Genomic DNA, 15,659 nt, shown 5'->3' on the forward strand with positions numbered 1-15,659 from the left:
ATTTGAATGGTGGGGAAGTGTGGTACATGAGTCTGAATGAACCTATTATCAACAACACACCAGTGAGAGGAGAAAATGTGTCTTTTGATTTCGCAAGTGCTGCTCAACCTGATATCATCCATCAATACCACGCAGGCTCTTCTTACCGGACACGAATGCAATTTATAACCTTTAATGCAGGGCTATTTTATGTTTTTGGAAATAAAAAAGGGAGTAGATCCCCTATTCTAGATTATTGGTAAATTCATCGCATGATGTGCAGCTCTAGCAGCAAAAGCCATGTAAGTCAATGATGGATTTTGTGTTGAAGTGGAAGTCATCGAAGCGCCGTCTGTTACATAGACATTAGGAACGGCATGGAGTTGATGGTTGCCATTGAGCAGAGAAGTTTTTGGATCTTTTCCCATTCTTACCCCACCCATTTCGTGGATATCCAATCCGGGAGCACGCTTGTCGTCACGTGTTTTGATATTGGTGAAGCCTGCCTTTTCAAACATCTCTGTCATCTGCTCCAAGTAATCCTTGATCATTTTCTCATCATTGTCATCGTAATCAACATTGATTTTCAACTGAGGCATACCAAAAGGATCTTTCTGATTTGGATCCAAAGCTACATAATTGCTTTCCTTGGGAATAGTTTCCCCCATCATGTGTGACCCAATATTCCAAGGTCCATATTTATCAGGATTGAGTAGGTTTTCTTTCAGTTCCATGCCGATACCGTTTTGATCAGCATAAGAACCCCTGTTGGCCCCGAATCCAGCAGCATAACCACGCAAGAAATCTGTTTCCTGTTTTTTAAGATTCCTGAATCGTGGAAAATAACCTGAAGTAGGCCTTCCGCCTTGGGTGGTATATTCCAAGTGACCTTCATATTGGGCGGAGATTCCTGCCCTATAATTATGGAAAGCAACATATTTACCTAATAGACCGCTGTCATTGCCAAGCCCGTTTGGAAAACGGTTTGACGTAGAATTCAGCAAAATGAGGTTGGTATTCAATGCTGCAGCATTTACAAAAATGACATCGGCATAATATTCCTCCATTTCTTTAGTATGGGCATCGATGACCCTTACACCTGTTGCTATGCCTTTTTCTTCATCATAAATGATGGAATGTACTACCGCATCAGTCCGTAAAGTCATGTTTCCGGTTTTTTCTGCCCAAGGGATGGTAGATGAATTGGCCGAGAAATACCCTCCAAAAGGACAGCCTCGCTGACAGAGATTTCTGCTTTGACATTTTGCTCTTCCCTGCTGCGCGTAATAGTCAAAATTACCGGTGATGTGGGCACAGCGTGCCAAAATCATGTGGCGCTCATCTCCATAATGCTCTTTAAGTTTGCCTTGAAAATATTCCTCCACAACGTTCAGCGGAAAACCCGGCAAAAATTCACCATCCGGTAAACTTGCCAATCCGTCTTTATTACCCGAAACTCCCGCAAACTTTTCAACATGGCTGTACCAAGGTGCGATGTCCCTGTACCTGATCGGCCAGTCAACCGCAAAACCGTCTCTTGCCGGACCTTCAAAATCAAAGTCCGACCATCTTTGGACCTGTCTTGCCCATAGCAATGACTTGCCTCCTACCTGATACCCTCTGATCCAGTCAAAAGGCTTCTCCTGCACATAGGGGTGCTCGTTGTCTTTGACAAAAAAGTGGGCTGCATCTTCCCTGAAAGCATAACAGCGGCTGACGATAGGGTTTTCTTTTTGGATTTCTTGGGTGAGCTGTCCCCGGTGTTCAAACTCGTATGGAAGCATGCTTGTGGTAGGATAATCTTTGATATGCTTGACATCCCGGCCTCTTTCGATCACAAGAGTTTTGACACCATGCTCGGTAAGCTCCTTTGCTGCCCAACTCCCCGATAAACCAGAGCCAATGACTATGGCCTGGAAAGTTCTTTCTTTTACTGCGTCTATATTGAAATTAGCCATTGATTCTTTCGTGTTTGAGGTCTGAGATTAATACTGCACCCTGATAATCCCCCGGAATCAGGGAATAGGGTTTTACTTGGGTTTGGATGTATTCCGACATCATAAATCCCTGTATGGTAAAGCGCTTGGCCATTGCGATAAACTCTTTGGTGGCTTTCTGAGGATCTTCGGGTTTTGCATCAGTAGCAACCTCAACTTCCAAAGCGGCTTTCACCACCGCTTTACGGCCTGCCTGGTCCAATTTTGAAAAGGCACTTCCTCCTGATTTTTTGCTAAAATCTTCAAATCCCTGCAATCCCTGCATAAAGGATTTATGACCCCCTGCATCAATACAATCATTTACCATGACAAGGATAAAGTCTTGTACTTCTATTTCCGCAGCACTTTTGATATCTCCACCAGGGATGATTGTTCCTGCAATCTCTTTCAATAGCTGTTGGAGCGAAGGCGTGATTTGGAGATTTTGGTAGGCGGAGAGGATGTCTTCCTTGGAGAAATCACAGGACGGCACCAACACCAAACCACCGGTAATCAAGGCAAGGCTCCGGAGGGCGTCTCTTCTTTTCATGGTAAGGTCATTAGGGTTGAATTATTATCAAGGTAAAAAGGTAAAACGATTTAGGGAAATTTCATAACCCTTTTATGCAAAGGGAATGAGGACAAAAGGGATTAATAAAATTTGATTTAAAATTGGGAGAGGTCCTAAACATATTTAACCGAGGAAACGTGGATTTAAAAATTATTTAGCACTCTTTTGATTTCAACTCTTGGTGTACCAAAATTTATCAATAAGCCAAAATTCATGTCGCAGGCTTTGAGGTAATTTAGTATTTGGGCCAGGTGGATGTCCTCCAATGCTTTAGTAGCTTTTAATTCCAAAATAATTTTATTTTCAACTAATAAATCTGCAAAATATTCTCCCACTACCTTATCCTCATAAAAGACCTCCAAGGGATATTGTTGCTTGACATTCAACCCACTTTTTGTCAATTCATAGAATAAGGCATTTTGATAAATTTTTTCCAAGAAACCATTTCCCAAGGTGTTTGAAACTTTGAAGGATTTTCCGATTATCTCCTTCGTGATTAAATTGATATCGTCCATTTTACCAAAATTTTTGTGAGATTAAAAATATCAAACAAATTCAAATTGATTATGAAATTAGTCGACTAATGTCGTTTAGGAAAAAAATTAAACCACAGATGGACACAGATGCTTGACCAAATTTATCCTTCTGCAATCCAAAAAGTTATATCATACAAGTCAAGAAAGAAAAATGAATGTTACGGTTGATTTTTTTTAATCTGTGTTCATCTGTAAAATCTGTGGTGAAGCAAAAGTTTTTACCACAGATGGACGCAGATGGACACAGATGCCTTACATAATCTACAATTCATGGATTCAGTCACTTTCCGCTTACAATCCTCTAAAGGATAAAGAAAAAATTAATGAGGTTATTTTTTATCTGTGCTCATCTGTGAAATCTGTGGTGAAGCAAAAGTTTTTACCACAGATGGACGCAGATGGACACAGATGCCTTACATAATCTACAATTCATGGATTCAGTCACTTTCCGCTTACAATCCTCTAAAGGATAAAGAAAAAATTAATGAGGTTATTTTTTATCTGTGTTCATCTGTGAATATCTGTGGTGAAGCAAAAGTTTTTACCACAGATGGACACAGATTTGCACAGATATTTGGAATTCTTTATCTATTCAATTATTGCACGATTCATAAGCTCAAAAGGGATATTGAAAAAACTTTGAGGTTATTTTTTATCAGTGTTCATCTGTAAAATCTGTGGTGAAGCAAAAGTTTTTACCACAGATGGACGCAGATGGACACAGATATTTGGAATACTTTATCCTTTATCTAGTCAATTATTGCACTATTAATAAGCTCAAAAGGGATATTGAAAAAACTTTGAGGTTATTTTTTATCTGTGCTCATCTGTGAATATCTGTGGTGAAGCAAAAGTTTTTACCACAGATGGACACAGATTTGCACAAATATTTGGAATACTTTATCCTTTCTCTATTCAATTATTGTACGATTCATAAGCTCAAAAGGGATATTGAAAAAGCTTTTAGGTTATTTTTTATCTGTGCTCATTTGTGAATATCTGTGGTGAAGCAAAAGTTTTTACCACAGATGGACACAGATTTGCACAAATATTTGGAATACTTTATCCTTTCTCTATTCAATTATTGCACGATTCATAAGCTCAAAAGGGATATTGAAAAAGCTTTGAGGTTATTTTTTATCTGTGCTCATTTGTGAATATCTGTGGTTGAAAATAATACCCTCACTTTGTCAGCACACCGACCTCAGCAAAAGTAGCAGGCTGGTTATCTGTTGTGGAAAGGGATTTGAGTTTTATAAAGCGGACTGAGGACGACGAAAACCTGACCACCTGCTCGATGGGATTGTTTTTGATATTAGAAAACTCCCCTGTGGCCAAAGCCTTCCAAGATTTCCCATCCGTACTTCCCTCAAATGCATATTTCGAAATGACTCCACTCATAAACCTGTTTTGTGGAGGCCAATAGGTAAAACCATTCATGACGACGGATTCGCCTAAATCAATGACCACTTCGTTTTGCTTACTTTGCCAAAAGGTCTGTGAATCTTCGTCTATAACTTTTATAGCGTTTTCGTCTTGGTTGACCACTTTCCATTTGGTTTTGGGTATATCCAAGTTACGGACCAAAACCTCACTTTTCTTCCCACTTTGACTGTCAAAGGCCATTGCTTTGAGGGTGGTTGGACTCAAAACGGCTATCGGATTTTCATATTTATTGCTGCTTTCATTAGGCTCTGAACCATCTAAGGTGTAGTAAATTCCCACTCCTTTTTCAGGAACCTGGAGCGTCACTTCCCCGGATTTTGATCGGATCAACTCTGGTTCTGTGACGAGCTTTGGTGCGTAGAATATTCCAATATTGGAAATCGTAGGACTGGCTTTTGCATCGGTGATTGTAAACCGGACTTGCTTCGCAAGAATATCATCAAACCTCAAAATCCTTTTGATCCCCACGGTTGTTCCTTTATAGATTTCCTCCCAACCATTTTCTGTTTCTACTTCCAAAGTAAATGACTTGATACGCTGCCCGAGCGGGATATATTCCTGTGCCACAAACCTGTTGATCAAAGTCGGTTCTACCAAAGTCAAAACAATACTGCTCTCAATCACTCCATCTTCCGTGGCCCAATAGCTTTCCTTGTCCTCATCGGCCACATTTACTGCTTCAAATCCCTTTCCCCGTTCATTGCTCGCGGATAACTTTGCGGTTTTGGCCAGATCTACAGCAAAATCTTCCCTGATTTTATCTGCCAGTTTCATAACCTGCTCCACGTCTTTTTCATGGATCAAACCCCTTCTGTCGACAGGAAAGTTGATCAGCAAAGAACTGTTTTGACCGATGCTTTTGTAATAAATCTCCAATAGCTGCGGCAAAGTCCGGACTTTATGGTCTTCATATTCATGGTAATACCATCCCGGCCTGATCGAGACATCTGACTCAGCCGGAACCCAATGTGTCCCATTTTCTTGGCCTGAAGCAAATCTCTCCGGATAGTCAGGCATCCCGGCAAAGACAGAATCCCGCATGAGATTTCCCCAAGTAGTCTCATAGGCAAACCCGTGTTCATTTCCTACCCATCGCACATCAGGTCCTGCATCGCTAAACATCACCGCTCCGGGTTGTAATTCACGGACAAGATTATAGGTATTTTCCCAATCATAATAAGTCAGCTTATCCACCGTCCGGACTTCATTGGTTCCACCATAATACCCATCTCCACCATTGGCTCCGTCAAACCAAACTTCAAAAATATCCCCATAATCGGTAAGCAATTCAGTAAGCTGATTACGCATATACGTGATGTATTCAGGCTTGCCATAATCGGCATGGTTGCGATCCCAAGGGGAATAATAAATCCCAAACTTCAGCCCATATTCCTTACAGGCATCTGACAGTTCGCAGATCAGGTCTCCTTTGCCATCCTTCCAAGGAGAATTTTTAACAGAATGCTCTGTGTAGGCGGAAGGCCAAAGACAAAAACCATCATGGTGCTTTGCAGTAATGATGATCCCTTTCATTCCTGCTTCTTTGGCGACTTTTGCCCATTGCCTTGTATCCAATGCAGTCGGGTTGAATTCAGAAGGGAGCTCATCCCCCATTCCCCATTCCATATCCGAAAAAGTATTCATGTTGAAATGCACAAAAGCGTAATATTCAAGCTCATGCCAAGCTAGCTGCTTATCAGAGGGAATCGGCTCTACAGGCGCCGGAGGGTTAACTTCTTTGCCCTCGCAGGCCAAAAGAATTAGAAGTGGGAGGAGGTATTTTTTCATGATTATTAATTGAAAAGGAATATTAATAAAAAATCTTCAAAAGGTTGATGACATTTTTTAATTGATTCGATGAGGTCTTAACAAACAATACGACAAGTCAATGGTACGCTAAAAAGGGTAAAAACAATGGACAATGCTCTAAATCATTAGGTGGTTGAATATTTTAAAGCAAAAACTTCTGACGCAAAGAGATAACCAATTAGGAAATGATAGGTTCCAATCCCTCCAAATTGTATAATTTGCCGCCATGCGTCATACTTCTTACATAGAAATCAGCAGACAAGCCTACAGGCAAAACATGGATTTTTTGAAAACTGATATCGGTCCAAAAATCGAAATATCGGTCGTAGTCAAAGGAAACGCCTATGGTCACGGTATTGAAAACATCGTCCTTCTGGCAGAGGAAAACGGCATCAGCCACTTCAGTACTTTCAGTGCAGATGAGGCCATTCAGGTACATAATTCAAGCAAAACTGGCAGTGAGGTGATGATAATGGGTATGCTGGAAAATGAAGATTTGGAGGAAATTATTCAAAAAGGAATCAGCTTTTATGTTTTTGAATTTGACAGATTGATGGAGGCAATAAATGTTGCCAAAAAGCTGCAAATCAAAGCCAAAATCCATGTGGAAGTAGAAACGGGATTCCATAGAACAGGATTTGAATGGGAAGAAAAAGAAAGATTATTGAAAATTCTTAATGAAAATTGCGAACAACTTTCCCTCAAAGGATTATGCACCCACTATGCAGGAGCAGAAAGTATCAGCAACTATGTGCGTGTCCGCAAACAGATCAAGCTATACAAGAAATTCAAAAATTGGTTTGAGGCGCAGGGGTTATTTTTTGAAAAATACCATACCGCCTGCTCGGCTGCGACACTTCTCTATCCCGAAACAAAAATGGATCTTGTCAGAATCGGGATAACTTCCTATGGATTTTGGCCGACACAAGAAACTTATATGTATAGGTTTCAATCTTTACCATCAACAAATAAAAATCCTCTCAAAAGACTCATCAGCTGGAAAAGCAGCGTATTGAATATCAAATCAGTCAAAATGGGGGAATTTATCGGTTATGGATCGAGTTATATGGCGCCAAGAGACATGAAGATCGCTTTGGTGCCGATCGGATATGGCCATGGATATAGCCGTTTGCTCAGCAATCAGGGTAAAGTCCTCATTTCCGGAAAGATCGTTTTCGTCACGGGAACAGTGACCATGAACAGCATCGCCGTTGATGTTACTGATTTGGAAAAAGTAAAGAAGGGAGATGAGGTAGTCATCATCGGGGTTCAAGGCGAATTTGAAATTACCGTCGCTTCCTTTGGAGAATCGAGTCAACAGGTAAATTATGAATTGCTAACAAGGCTGCCTTTGGATATCCCGAGAAAGATCGTGGAATAGGCTTTCCGTCTAGTGGTTTGAATTTTTTAAAAATTAGGAACTCTTGGAAGGGCTTCCCAATAAATACAACTTGTTTCCTCCCTTTCCTTTCAATTTGCCCATTTCCCAGCTATAGGATTCATCTGACAATCCCTTGATCAATTCTCCCATATCTTCCAAAGTATAAGTTCGGGCATTGGAAACTGCCCCATCCCATGCGATGAAGAGAGGAAGTATCGGAATCAGATAGGTAAAAAGAACCTGCTGCCAAGACATGGGTCTCACCAAAGGCATAAAAATAAGACTCATTAAAAATGCAAACGGTATCGCCGGCCACCAAAGAAAAATGGGCGGGGAATTATCAGAAATTTCAAAAACAAGAATGGGCTGATTGGCTTCTTTCGCATTTTTCAATATTTTTTTGGCCACTTCCGGTTTCATATGATGCATGCTGCTGACCATTGTTCTCAAACCAACCAGGCCCTTCCGTACCTGTGTTGCGTCTAATGGATCTATGAGATAAGCTAAAGCTTCATCTTTTTTTTGATTAATGGATTTTGCAGCTTCCAGATTGGGATACAGGTCACTCAGCATCAGCCTGAGGTCAGGAAATTTTCCCGAAGACCTGAGTTTTGATGCTACCTCAAGCATGGGGCCTCCGCTTCCCGAACAGAGGTCTAAAATCATTTGGGCCTCCGATTTTTGCAATCCTTTTTCAACCAGTTCTTCCAAGAGACATACAGTCCCCAGTATTTTGTGAAATGTCATGATATACCTCGTCATCAATACCCTGATCCAATCGGGAAACCAAGGCATGTCTTCGAACTCGAATAGATGGATTCTCTTCATTTCAAGATAGGATATTGGTGAAAAAGAGCCATTTATCATATTTCAGATTGAATTTACTTGATTTTTTGCGTATTTTTTAAAGAAGAAAATCTATTTCCCTGCTTTTTTTCGGGTTTTAAAAAGAATGCCTTTTATGGTTCAATCTGAGTGCTAAGGCGTAAGTAGATTAATCCATATTTCGTCGTTGGTCTTTGACAGAATCTTAAAAAGCCTGAGGCACCTCTTTTTATAATCCCAATAATTAAAGTCAAAAATGAAATAAATGAATCCATCCAAAAACCGTCGCTCTTTTATCAAAAAAGCCACAGCAATGCTCGGCGCTTTTTCAGCAAACAGTGTATTTAACCAGGTTCATGCCGCAGAATGGCAAAGCCTTGAGCAGTCTTTCCATTTGCAAAGCCCTTCGGTAATGGCTTCCAATGAGGATTATTGGTCAGTAATCCGTCAAGGCTATACTGCGAGTTCAGATCCAATCATTATGTTGAATAATGGTGGGGTTTCGCCAAGTCCCATCGTGGTCCAACAGGCAGTGGAAAGGTTTAATCTGATGACCAATCAGGGACCATCTTACTACATGTGGCGGATTTTGGATCAGGGAAGGGAAAATCTCCGCGAAAGTCTGGCAAAATTAGGCGGATGTTCGCCTGAGGAAATTGCCATCAACAGAAATGCGACTGAAGCCTTGGTAACAGTGATTTATGGATTGGACCTGAATAGGGGAGATGAAGTGATAGGAAGCCATCAAGACTACCCGAATATGATGCAGGCTTGGAAGCAAAGGGAAATGCGTGAAGGAATTATCTATAAACAGCTTTCATTTGAATTTCCGATAGAAAATGACGAGGAAATAGTGGCTGCCTATCGGAATGCGATTACAGAAAAAACAAAAATCCTCCACCTTACCCATGTGGTCAATTGGACGGGTCAGATCATGCCTGTCCAAAAAATCTCCAGAATGGCACATGAAAGGGGGATTGAAGTCATCATTGACGGAGCGCATTCCTATGGACTTCTGGAATTCAATATTCCTGATTTGGAAGGGGATTACTTTGGTACCAGTCTCCACAAATACCTCTCAGCACCCATCGGAAGCGGAATGCTTTGGATCAAAAAAGAAAAGATTGCCAAAGTGTGGCCGTTGATCTGTGCAGGTGACCCGAAAAGTGGTGACATCCGAAAATTTGAAAACCTGGGGACCAGAAGTTTTCCGATAGAACAAGGAATCGGGGAGGCCCTTAACTTCCACAATGCCATCGGTACCAAAAGGAAAGAAGAAAGAATCCGCTACCTCAAAGATTATTGGGCAACCCAAGCCATTGAGATTCCAAAAGTCCGGCTACATACTTCTTTGAAAAAGGAATTCAGCTGTGCTTTGGCATGCGTCTCCGTGGAAGGTGTCAACCCTGGAGACCTGCATGATAAGCTTATGAAAATGTACAAAATCCAAACTTCCCCGATTTCACTGGGAAACCTCCACTGTGTAAGGGTTTCTCCCCATGTCTATACCAAAGTTTCTGATTTGGATAAATTAGTGGATGGATTAGAAAAAATAGCCAAAGGGTAAGATGACAACATTACCTTAGTTCTTTCTGATTTCAGAAAATTTCTTTGCGTGCAAAACTTCCAACTCCCTGGAAAGGCTCTTTAAGTCCTGCATCATGAGATTGATCTGTGAACCAAGCTGGTTCATACATACTTGCCCTTTCTACCAATTCATGACTAAAGTACACAGCCCCCTCACCAAAAAACTTTTTTAACTTTTCTTCCTTATCTTTTTGCCTGACATTTTCAAACATACCCAACCCTTTCCATTTTTCGACGATTTCCTCTCTCTTTGATAGTTTCTCTACATTTTCAGGATAGACATAGTTGAGGTAATACCATACCGAAGCCGGAAAATATTTGGTAGTCTTTGGGCCTTCCCAGATTTCGCGAAGATGGTTTCGCTCGTGATGAAAGGTCACCTTTTTCTTGTTGACCAATATTATGACACCCAAAGTCGCTCCCGCAATACCAGTAGCAAGGGCGATATACTCACCTGTATTTCCCTGGTCGAGGTAGGCGGTAGTCAGGATCGCCCCTGCTGCCCCGACCACAATGGAAGCCACCGTCAACCTGGCGTCTGTATCTCCTTCTCTGGATTTGAGATAACTGGCGATATGGTCTATCCGCTCTTCCTCGCATCTTAATTCGGCTGATTCGGAAGAAATCTCCAACTCAGCAAAACTTATCCGTTGGGAAAGCTTTTGGTACAGTTCCAGTTGGCTGAGTCTTTTATCAAGGCTTGGACCTGCATAAAAATCTTCTAAACTTACAATATACCTTTCCAGCAATTCCAAAATCCCCATGGCATTGGCAATATTGATGCTTGGCTTGGAAAAATTCTCTTGGAGGCTTTCAGGGATAGCAATAGTATGCAAAGGAAGAGGAATCTTGTCTTCTTCATAATCATAGTAGAATTCTTGGAAACAATTACTCTTGTCCAGACGCAATTTGATTTCACCGTCCTGAATACTTGCGCAGGAAATCGACAAAAAAAGCAATCCGAAGAAAACACCTAAAATCTGCGGCTTCATGGTTGATTTTTGTTTTTTCTCCTGAGATACATCACAAGGACAAAAACCAAGGCACCTGCGATATAGAATGGCCAAAGCGTAACCAATCCTACAAAAACAGTCAAAAAAACCTGCCATCCATTGTCCAAAGCATTGAATATCCTCACCCAAAAACCTTTTTTCTTAGGCGAATTCAATTCATAAGGCAATTCCTCATAGAACTGCACCTGCAGGGAACTGAACTTGATCTGCTTGCTGAGGTAGTTAAACTGTCCCTCCATCATTTCAATATCACTCCTGACTTCATTGAGATTCCGCTCGATTTCCAGAATATCCTTGACCTCATTGGCCTTGGATAGTATTTCCCTATACCTCTTTTCAAGTTCTTTTTTATTTTGAATGCGGCTTTGAAGGTCATAGTAGCGCTCTGTCACATCATCAGTACTGGAGTATTTATTGTCAATTTTAAAAGCCAAATTGGAAATGACATTTAAGAGACTGTCGTACGAATCGGAGGGCACTCTGATCTGGAGGTTATATCCCTTTCTGAATTGGTCATTGTTTTGGGATTCATTTTCCATATAGGCATTGAATCCTCCAAGCATGCCTTTGATCTGCTGATAGTCCTTTTCCAAATCTTCTGATTGGAAATTGATCCCTCCGGATCGGACCAGTTTTTGACTGATATCCGGGGAAAGAAGTTTTGAGTCCGTAAGCGGAGCTTCTTGTCTTGTGTTGGGTATTGCTATGGTTTCCTCAAAATCGCTGGAAACAAAATCCGTATTTTCTGACGGATTATTGGAACAGGCGGCAACAATAAATGCCATTGCAAAAAACAGCTTCATAGAAAAAGGGTTAAATTTCAACCAAAATTTAAGGAAAAAGTACTTAAAAAAATCTGTGTTTGACCGAATGTCTTCAGAAACTTCTGTAATTCCCTTTTTTCGTTTTACCTGAAAATGATTTTCTACCGATAATCCTCCGCATTGAATGTAAGGTCAAAAAGGTAGTTGCTGTTTTTGTCCTTATAGGTATAAGTCATCGCAGCACCATGGTCTCTGAAATATTGCAGGTCAGGATTGTTTTTGATATTGTCCAAGATCTGATTTCGAAGAAATTCCCTGAGTTCTTCTTCTTCAAAACTGCCTTTCTCCATATTGACAAGGGTATAATGGTAAAGAAAAACTTCTCCACGCTTGGTTTCGGTCCTGTCAAGCCGGGTATTTTGATCGACCAATATCGGAGTGGTTTTGTTTATTTCTGTGGACAGCAATTTCAATTGCTTGTCAAAAGCCGACTCGGCATAAAAAAATTTTTTGACGGCAAATGCACCGGTAAGAAAAAAAATCAGGGCAAAAAACAGGATGATTTTATTCCTTTTTGAGGCAATTTCCTTGGCTTTGGGATTCTGTTGATACATTGGATGGGCTTATTAATGTGTCTGAAAATTACCTAATTTTTTTGTAAAAACATCAAAACCTAGGTTTCCTATGCTGTTCCGGCCAAGGGGCTTTCTACTTTTCATAAAACTCAATCGGCAATCCGTCCGGATCAGAGATAAAGGTGAATCTTTTGCCGGTAAACTCATCTGTTCTTGTTGGTTCATAAGAAACCTGATCGGCTTCCAATTTTTTCAATATCGCTTCAAGTTCCTCCACTTCAAATGCCAAATGCCTCAATCCCGTCGCTTCCGGTCGGGAAAGTCTTTTTGGGGGGTTGGGAAAAGAAAACAGTTCGATGATATACTGCCCATTCAATGCCAGGTCCAGCTTATGGGAACCACGCTCTTCGCAGTAAATCTCCCTGATGATTTCCAAGCCCAAAATTTCGGTGTAGAATTGCTTCGATTTGGTATAATCCGAACAGATCACTGCAATATGATGTATTTTGAGGAGCAGATTTTTCATAAGAATTCTTGGGTGATTGCTAGCTAATTTGTCGGTAATTCAAACACAGCATTTATTCCCCTTTCACATATTTCCGCCAGTTATGTTCTTCTTTAAAACCAAGAACTTCGCGGATTTTGCGGTTGGAGAACAAGGCCTCATGTTCACCCAATTCACGGGTAATGGGCACTCCGGGAAAAAATCTTTCGGCCAATTCTTTGCTTGGGATAATCGCTCCATTGTGGTCAGGCTTGATTTCTATTTTCGGTTAATAAACAATATTTTCTCGAGGATCACCTCTTTCTTTTTAAGCTCCGCACTTCTATGGAGATAATAATAGCTTAGTAAGATGTATATGAAGCCCAATACCACTTTGGAGATGTTGAGTATGCCCACATTATCTGTTACAAGTGAAATAATACTTAGAATTAACCAAATTGTCCCAATTATTGCCCACAATATCCCTATGGTATATGAATTGGAAATACTTTTTCCCACAAGATCCAATTGTGTTTGAATTGCACCATTATCCAAGTCTTCAAGGGGTTGAGGTTGGTCAATTCTATTGCCATATTTAGATTTTAAGAAATCTATTAACTGATCGGTCATATCTTTTATGGGTTCTTAAATATCGTTAGGTCAAGTTTTTCAGCATTTTCTTATTCCCCTTTCACATATTTCCGCCAGTTATGTTCTTCTTTAAAACCAAGAACTTCGCGGATTTTGCGGTTTGAAAATAAAGCCTCATGTTCGCCCAATTCACGGGTAATCGGAACCCCTGGAAAAAACTGATCCGCCAATTCTTTGCTTGGGATAATCGCTCCGTTATGGTCATTGCCGGCATTGAAAACCTGAAAACCCAAATCGTCTTTCTGCAGACACAGGTCCACAATCTGTCCCAAATCACGTGCATCAATATAGCAGAAGGCATTCCTTCGGCGGACTTCGGGGTTTTTGAAATAGTGGGGAAAAAGTTCTGCGTATTCGTGGGGCTCAATCACATTTCCGATGCGAAGGGCATAAATGTCAAATCCTGACCTCCGCTGAAAACTACGGGCAGTGTGTTCATTCACCACCTTTGACAAGCCATAGCTGTCCATGGGATCGACATCGTAGTCTTCCTCTAAGGGCAGAGATTTGGGATCGGTCGGCCCATCCGAAAAACAGATTCCATAGGTCGTCTCCGAGGAAGCAATGATGATTTTCTTGATTCCAAGCTTGACAGCCGCTTCGATCACATTGTAGGTACCGATGGTATTGACCCGGAAAGTTTCATTGTCAGGCTTGATCAAAATCCTGGGAACTGCAGCAAAATGCACGACTGCATCAAACTTTGGGATGCCATTTCCCGGTTCCAACTCATCCAATGCAGCATAGGAACTCATGGCATTGAACATCTGTCCGGAGTCAGTGATGTCCGCTGTCAGGTTATCCACCCCGGGATATTTCAAAGGCGTCAGGTCCACATTCATGACCCGATGACCTTGGTCAAGCAAGTAAGGGATGACATGCTTTCCAGCCTTTCCTGATCCTCCGGTAAAGAATATTCGTTTTATGCTCATGGGTTTTTTAGGTTTGATGGTCAATTATTGTTTTTGCTGAAGTGCTTTTGGAGACTTGGAGGGTTCTTGAAGAAAAGGTAACGCCCAAATGTTATTTTCTTTTAAGTCAGCAATTGCAAAACCCACAATTTGTTCGTCAATTTCACAAACCCATCCTTTTCCTCTTTTGGTAATAAACTCTTCACAATCTTCGTCCGTCACCAAGTTAGGATTTGACAAAGTATTTTCCGTTACAGAATTTCTTACGATTTGAATTTGTTTTATGTCTTCAATTATAGCTTCTCTAATAATCATAATTTAAATTGTTCAGGTTTTTCCTGTCATTGTTTTGTCCTTAACTGTCAACTGTTTGTTTTCGTTTTGTCGCTTTAGCGTGACCGCTAACGGTTAACTAAACGCTGTACTGCTCCGTGCCATTTGGCAGTCCCCGGTATTGCGTTTAGTGAATGTTGAATGGAGTTGTCCTTTGGGAGGAAGGCTCCCGGGTTCCTGCTCTTTTTCCTATACCGGTATAGGGGAAGGTGCTGTTAGGTGCTGGCTTTCTTTCTGTTATTACGTTTGAAAACTTTACTTTCATTTTTAATTTTCAATTAGTATTTCAAAATATACCTGTCCTTTGCGTGTCCCCCTTCAAAATATCCTGTCTTTGACTTTGGGCAATATATGATTGTCTCAAATAAAAATCCAACTGTGTCTGAAAGCTTTTCTTCAAGTTGGCAGGTATAAGGTTCGTCATTCAGATAGTCAAGGAGTGAAACACACTCTTCTTTTGTCCCAAGTGACTTCATTTTAAGGTAAATTTTCTCTGCATACTGTTCATTTGGCAATATTTCATTTAGTCTTTTTGTGTCGAATGGATTTGAAGTGTGAAATTCAATTTTAATTTTCCACCAATTCTTTTTGTTTTTATAAAATAGAAGAATTCTGTCTTGCTTGTCTTTTGTAATAAAGTCAGTGACAAAATTTATAAATGTTTGGTCTATATTTTCTTCTGATTTGGTCATTGTGTAGTGTTGTCAATTTGTCTGTGATTTTCGTTTTAAGCTTGCACCTAACGGTTAACTAAACGCTGTACTGCTCCGTGCCATTTGGCAGTCCCCGGTATTGCGTTTAGTGAATGTTGAATGGAG

The 15,659-nt window shown here is 40.7% G+C and carries 15 protein-coding genes and 1 pseudogene; 2 read left to right on the plus strand and 14 right to left on the minus strand.

The genetic code is table 11. The features are described from left to right. Window positions 1-227: 227 nt before the first annotated feature. From MMU07_RS19575 to MMU07_RS19590, 4 genes are all read right to left on the minus strand, one after another. Window positions 228-1,937 carry a GMC oxidoreductase gene (locus tag MMU07_RS19575; protein ID WP_241128301.1) on the minus strand — a complete coding sequence of 570 codons (1,710 nt, stop codon included), beginning with the start codon at window positions 1,935-1,937 and terminating at the stop codon, window positions 228-230. Then, window positions 1,930-2,505, minus strand: a complete 576-nt coding sequence (locus MMU07_RS19580) for a gluconate 2-dehydrogenase subunit 3 family protein (protein WP_241128302.1) — start codon at window positions 2,503-2,505, stop codon at window positions 1,930-1,932. Before MMU07_RS19580 ends, MMU07_RS19575 begins: the two co-directional genes overlap by 8 nt. Window positions 2,506-2,669: 164 nt before the next feature. Further along, window positions 2,670-3,041, minus strand: a complete 372-nt coding sequence (locus MMU07_RS19585; RefSeq protein WP_241128303.1) for a GxxExxY protein — start codon at window positions 3,039-3,041, stop codon at window positions 2,670-2,672. 1,203 nt (window positions 3,042-4,244) lie between these two features. Then, window positions 4,245-6,296, minus strand: a complete 2,052-nt coding sequence (locus tag MMU07_RS19590; RefSeq protein WP_241128304.1) for an alpha-L-fucosidase — start codon at window positions 6,294-6,296, stop codon at window positions 4,245-4,247. 247 nt (window positions 6,297-6,543) lie between these two features. On the opposite strand from MMU07_RS19590, the gene alr reads away from it, so the two are divergent. Next, complete coding sequence (gene alr, locus MMU07_RS19595) at window positions 6,544-7,698, plus strand: alanine racemase (RefSeq protein ID WP_241128305.1); 1,155 nt, start codon at window positions 6,544-6,546, stop codon at window positions 7,696-7,698. Window positions 7,699-7,731: 33 nt separating this feature from the next. On the opposite strand, the gene MMU07_RS19600 is transcribed toward alr, so the two are convergent. Further along, window positions 7,732-8,526, minus strand: coding sequence for a hypothetical protein (locus MMU07_RS19600; RefSeq protein ID WP_241128306.1), 795 nt, complete (start codon window positions 8,524-8,526; stop codon window positions 7,732-7,734). A 262-nt stretch (window positions 8,527-8,788) separates the two neighbouring features. On the opposite strand from MMU07_RS19600, the gene MMU07_RS19605 reads away from it, so the two are divergent. Then, window positions 8,789-10,090 (plus strand): aminotransferase class V-fold PLP-dependent enzyme, encoded by a 1,302-nt coding sequence (locus tag MMU07_RS19605; protein ID WP_241128307.1) that lies wholly within the window; start codon window positions 8,789-8,791, stop codon window positions 10,088-10,090. Between the two features lie 31 nt (window positions 10,091-10,121). On the opposite strand, the gene MMU07_RS19610 is transcribed toward MMU07_RS19605, so the two are convergent. The 9 genes and pseudogenes from MMU07_RS19610 to MMU07_RS19650 form a co-directional block, all read right to left on the minus strand. Beyond that, entirely contained in the window at window positions 10,122-11,102 is a 981-nt protein-coding gene (locus tag MMU07_RS19610; RefSeq protein WP_241128308.1) for a hypothetical protein, read from the minus strand. Beyond that, a complete protein-coding gene (locus MMU07_RS19615) occupies window positions 11,099-11,926 on the minus strand; it encodes a DUF4349 domain-containing protein (RefSeq protein ID WP_241128309.1) in 828 nt (275 codons plus the stop codon). Before MMU07_RS19615 ends, MMU07_RS19610 begins: the two co-directional genes overlap by 4 nt. Window positions 11,927-12,048: 122 nt before the next feature. Continuing rightward, a complete protein-coding gene (locus MMU07_RS19620) occupies window positions 12,049-12,501 on the minus strand; it encodes a hypothetical protein (protein ID WP_241128310.1) in 453 nt (150 codons plus the stop codon). 94 nt (window positions 12,502-12,595) lie between these two features. Then, window positions 12,596-12,988, minus strand: a complete 393-nt coding sequence (gene gloA2 / locus MMU07_RS19625) for an SMU1112c/YaeR family gloxylase I-like metalloprotein (RefSeq protein WP_241128311.1) — start codon at window positions 12,986-12,988, stop codon at window positions 12,596-12,598. Window positions 12,989-13,040: 52 nt separating this feature from the next. After that, window positions 13,041-13,214: pseudogene (locus MMU07_RS19630) on the minus strand (NAD-dependent epimerase/dehydratase family protein); the annotation flags it as partial. Between the two features lie 11 nt (window positions 13,215-13,225). After that, the gene (locus MMU07_RS19635; protein ID WP_241128312.1) at window positions 13,226-13,576 is read right to left on the minus strand and encodes a hypothetical protein; all 351 of its coding nucleotides are present in this window, start codon (window positions 13,574-13,576) and stop codon (window positions 13,226-13,228) included. Between the two features lie 50 nt (window positions 13,577-13,626). Then, window positions 13,627-14,529: an NAD-dependent epimerase/dehydratase family protein gene (locus MMU07_RS19640; protein WP_241128313.1), complete on the minus strand. Its 903-nt coding sequence runs from the start codon at window positions 14,527-14,529 to the stop codon at window positions 13,627-13,629. 24 nt (window positions 14,530-14,553) lie between these two features. Then, a complete protein-coding gene (locus MMU07_RS19645; protein WP_241128314.1) occupies window positions 14,554-14,823 on the minus strand; it encodes a GNAT family N-acetyltransferase in 270 nt (89 codons plus the stop codon). A 296-nt stretch (window positions 14,824-15,119) separates the two neighbouring features. Next, complete coding sequence (locus tag MMU07_RS19650; protein WP_241128315.1) at window positions 15,120-15,533, minus strand: hypothetical protein; 414 nt, start codon at window positions 15,531-15,533, stop codon at window positions 15,120-15,122. Window positions 15,534-15,659 lie beyond the last annotated feature (126 nt).

The organism is Cognataquiflexum nitidum, from assembly GCF_022538055.1.
Taxonomy (GTDB): domain Bacteria; phylum Bacteroidota; class Bacteroidia; order Cytophagales; family Cyclobacteriaceae; genus Cognataquiflexum; species Cognataquiflexum nitidum.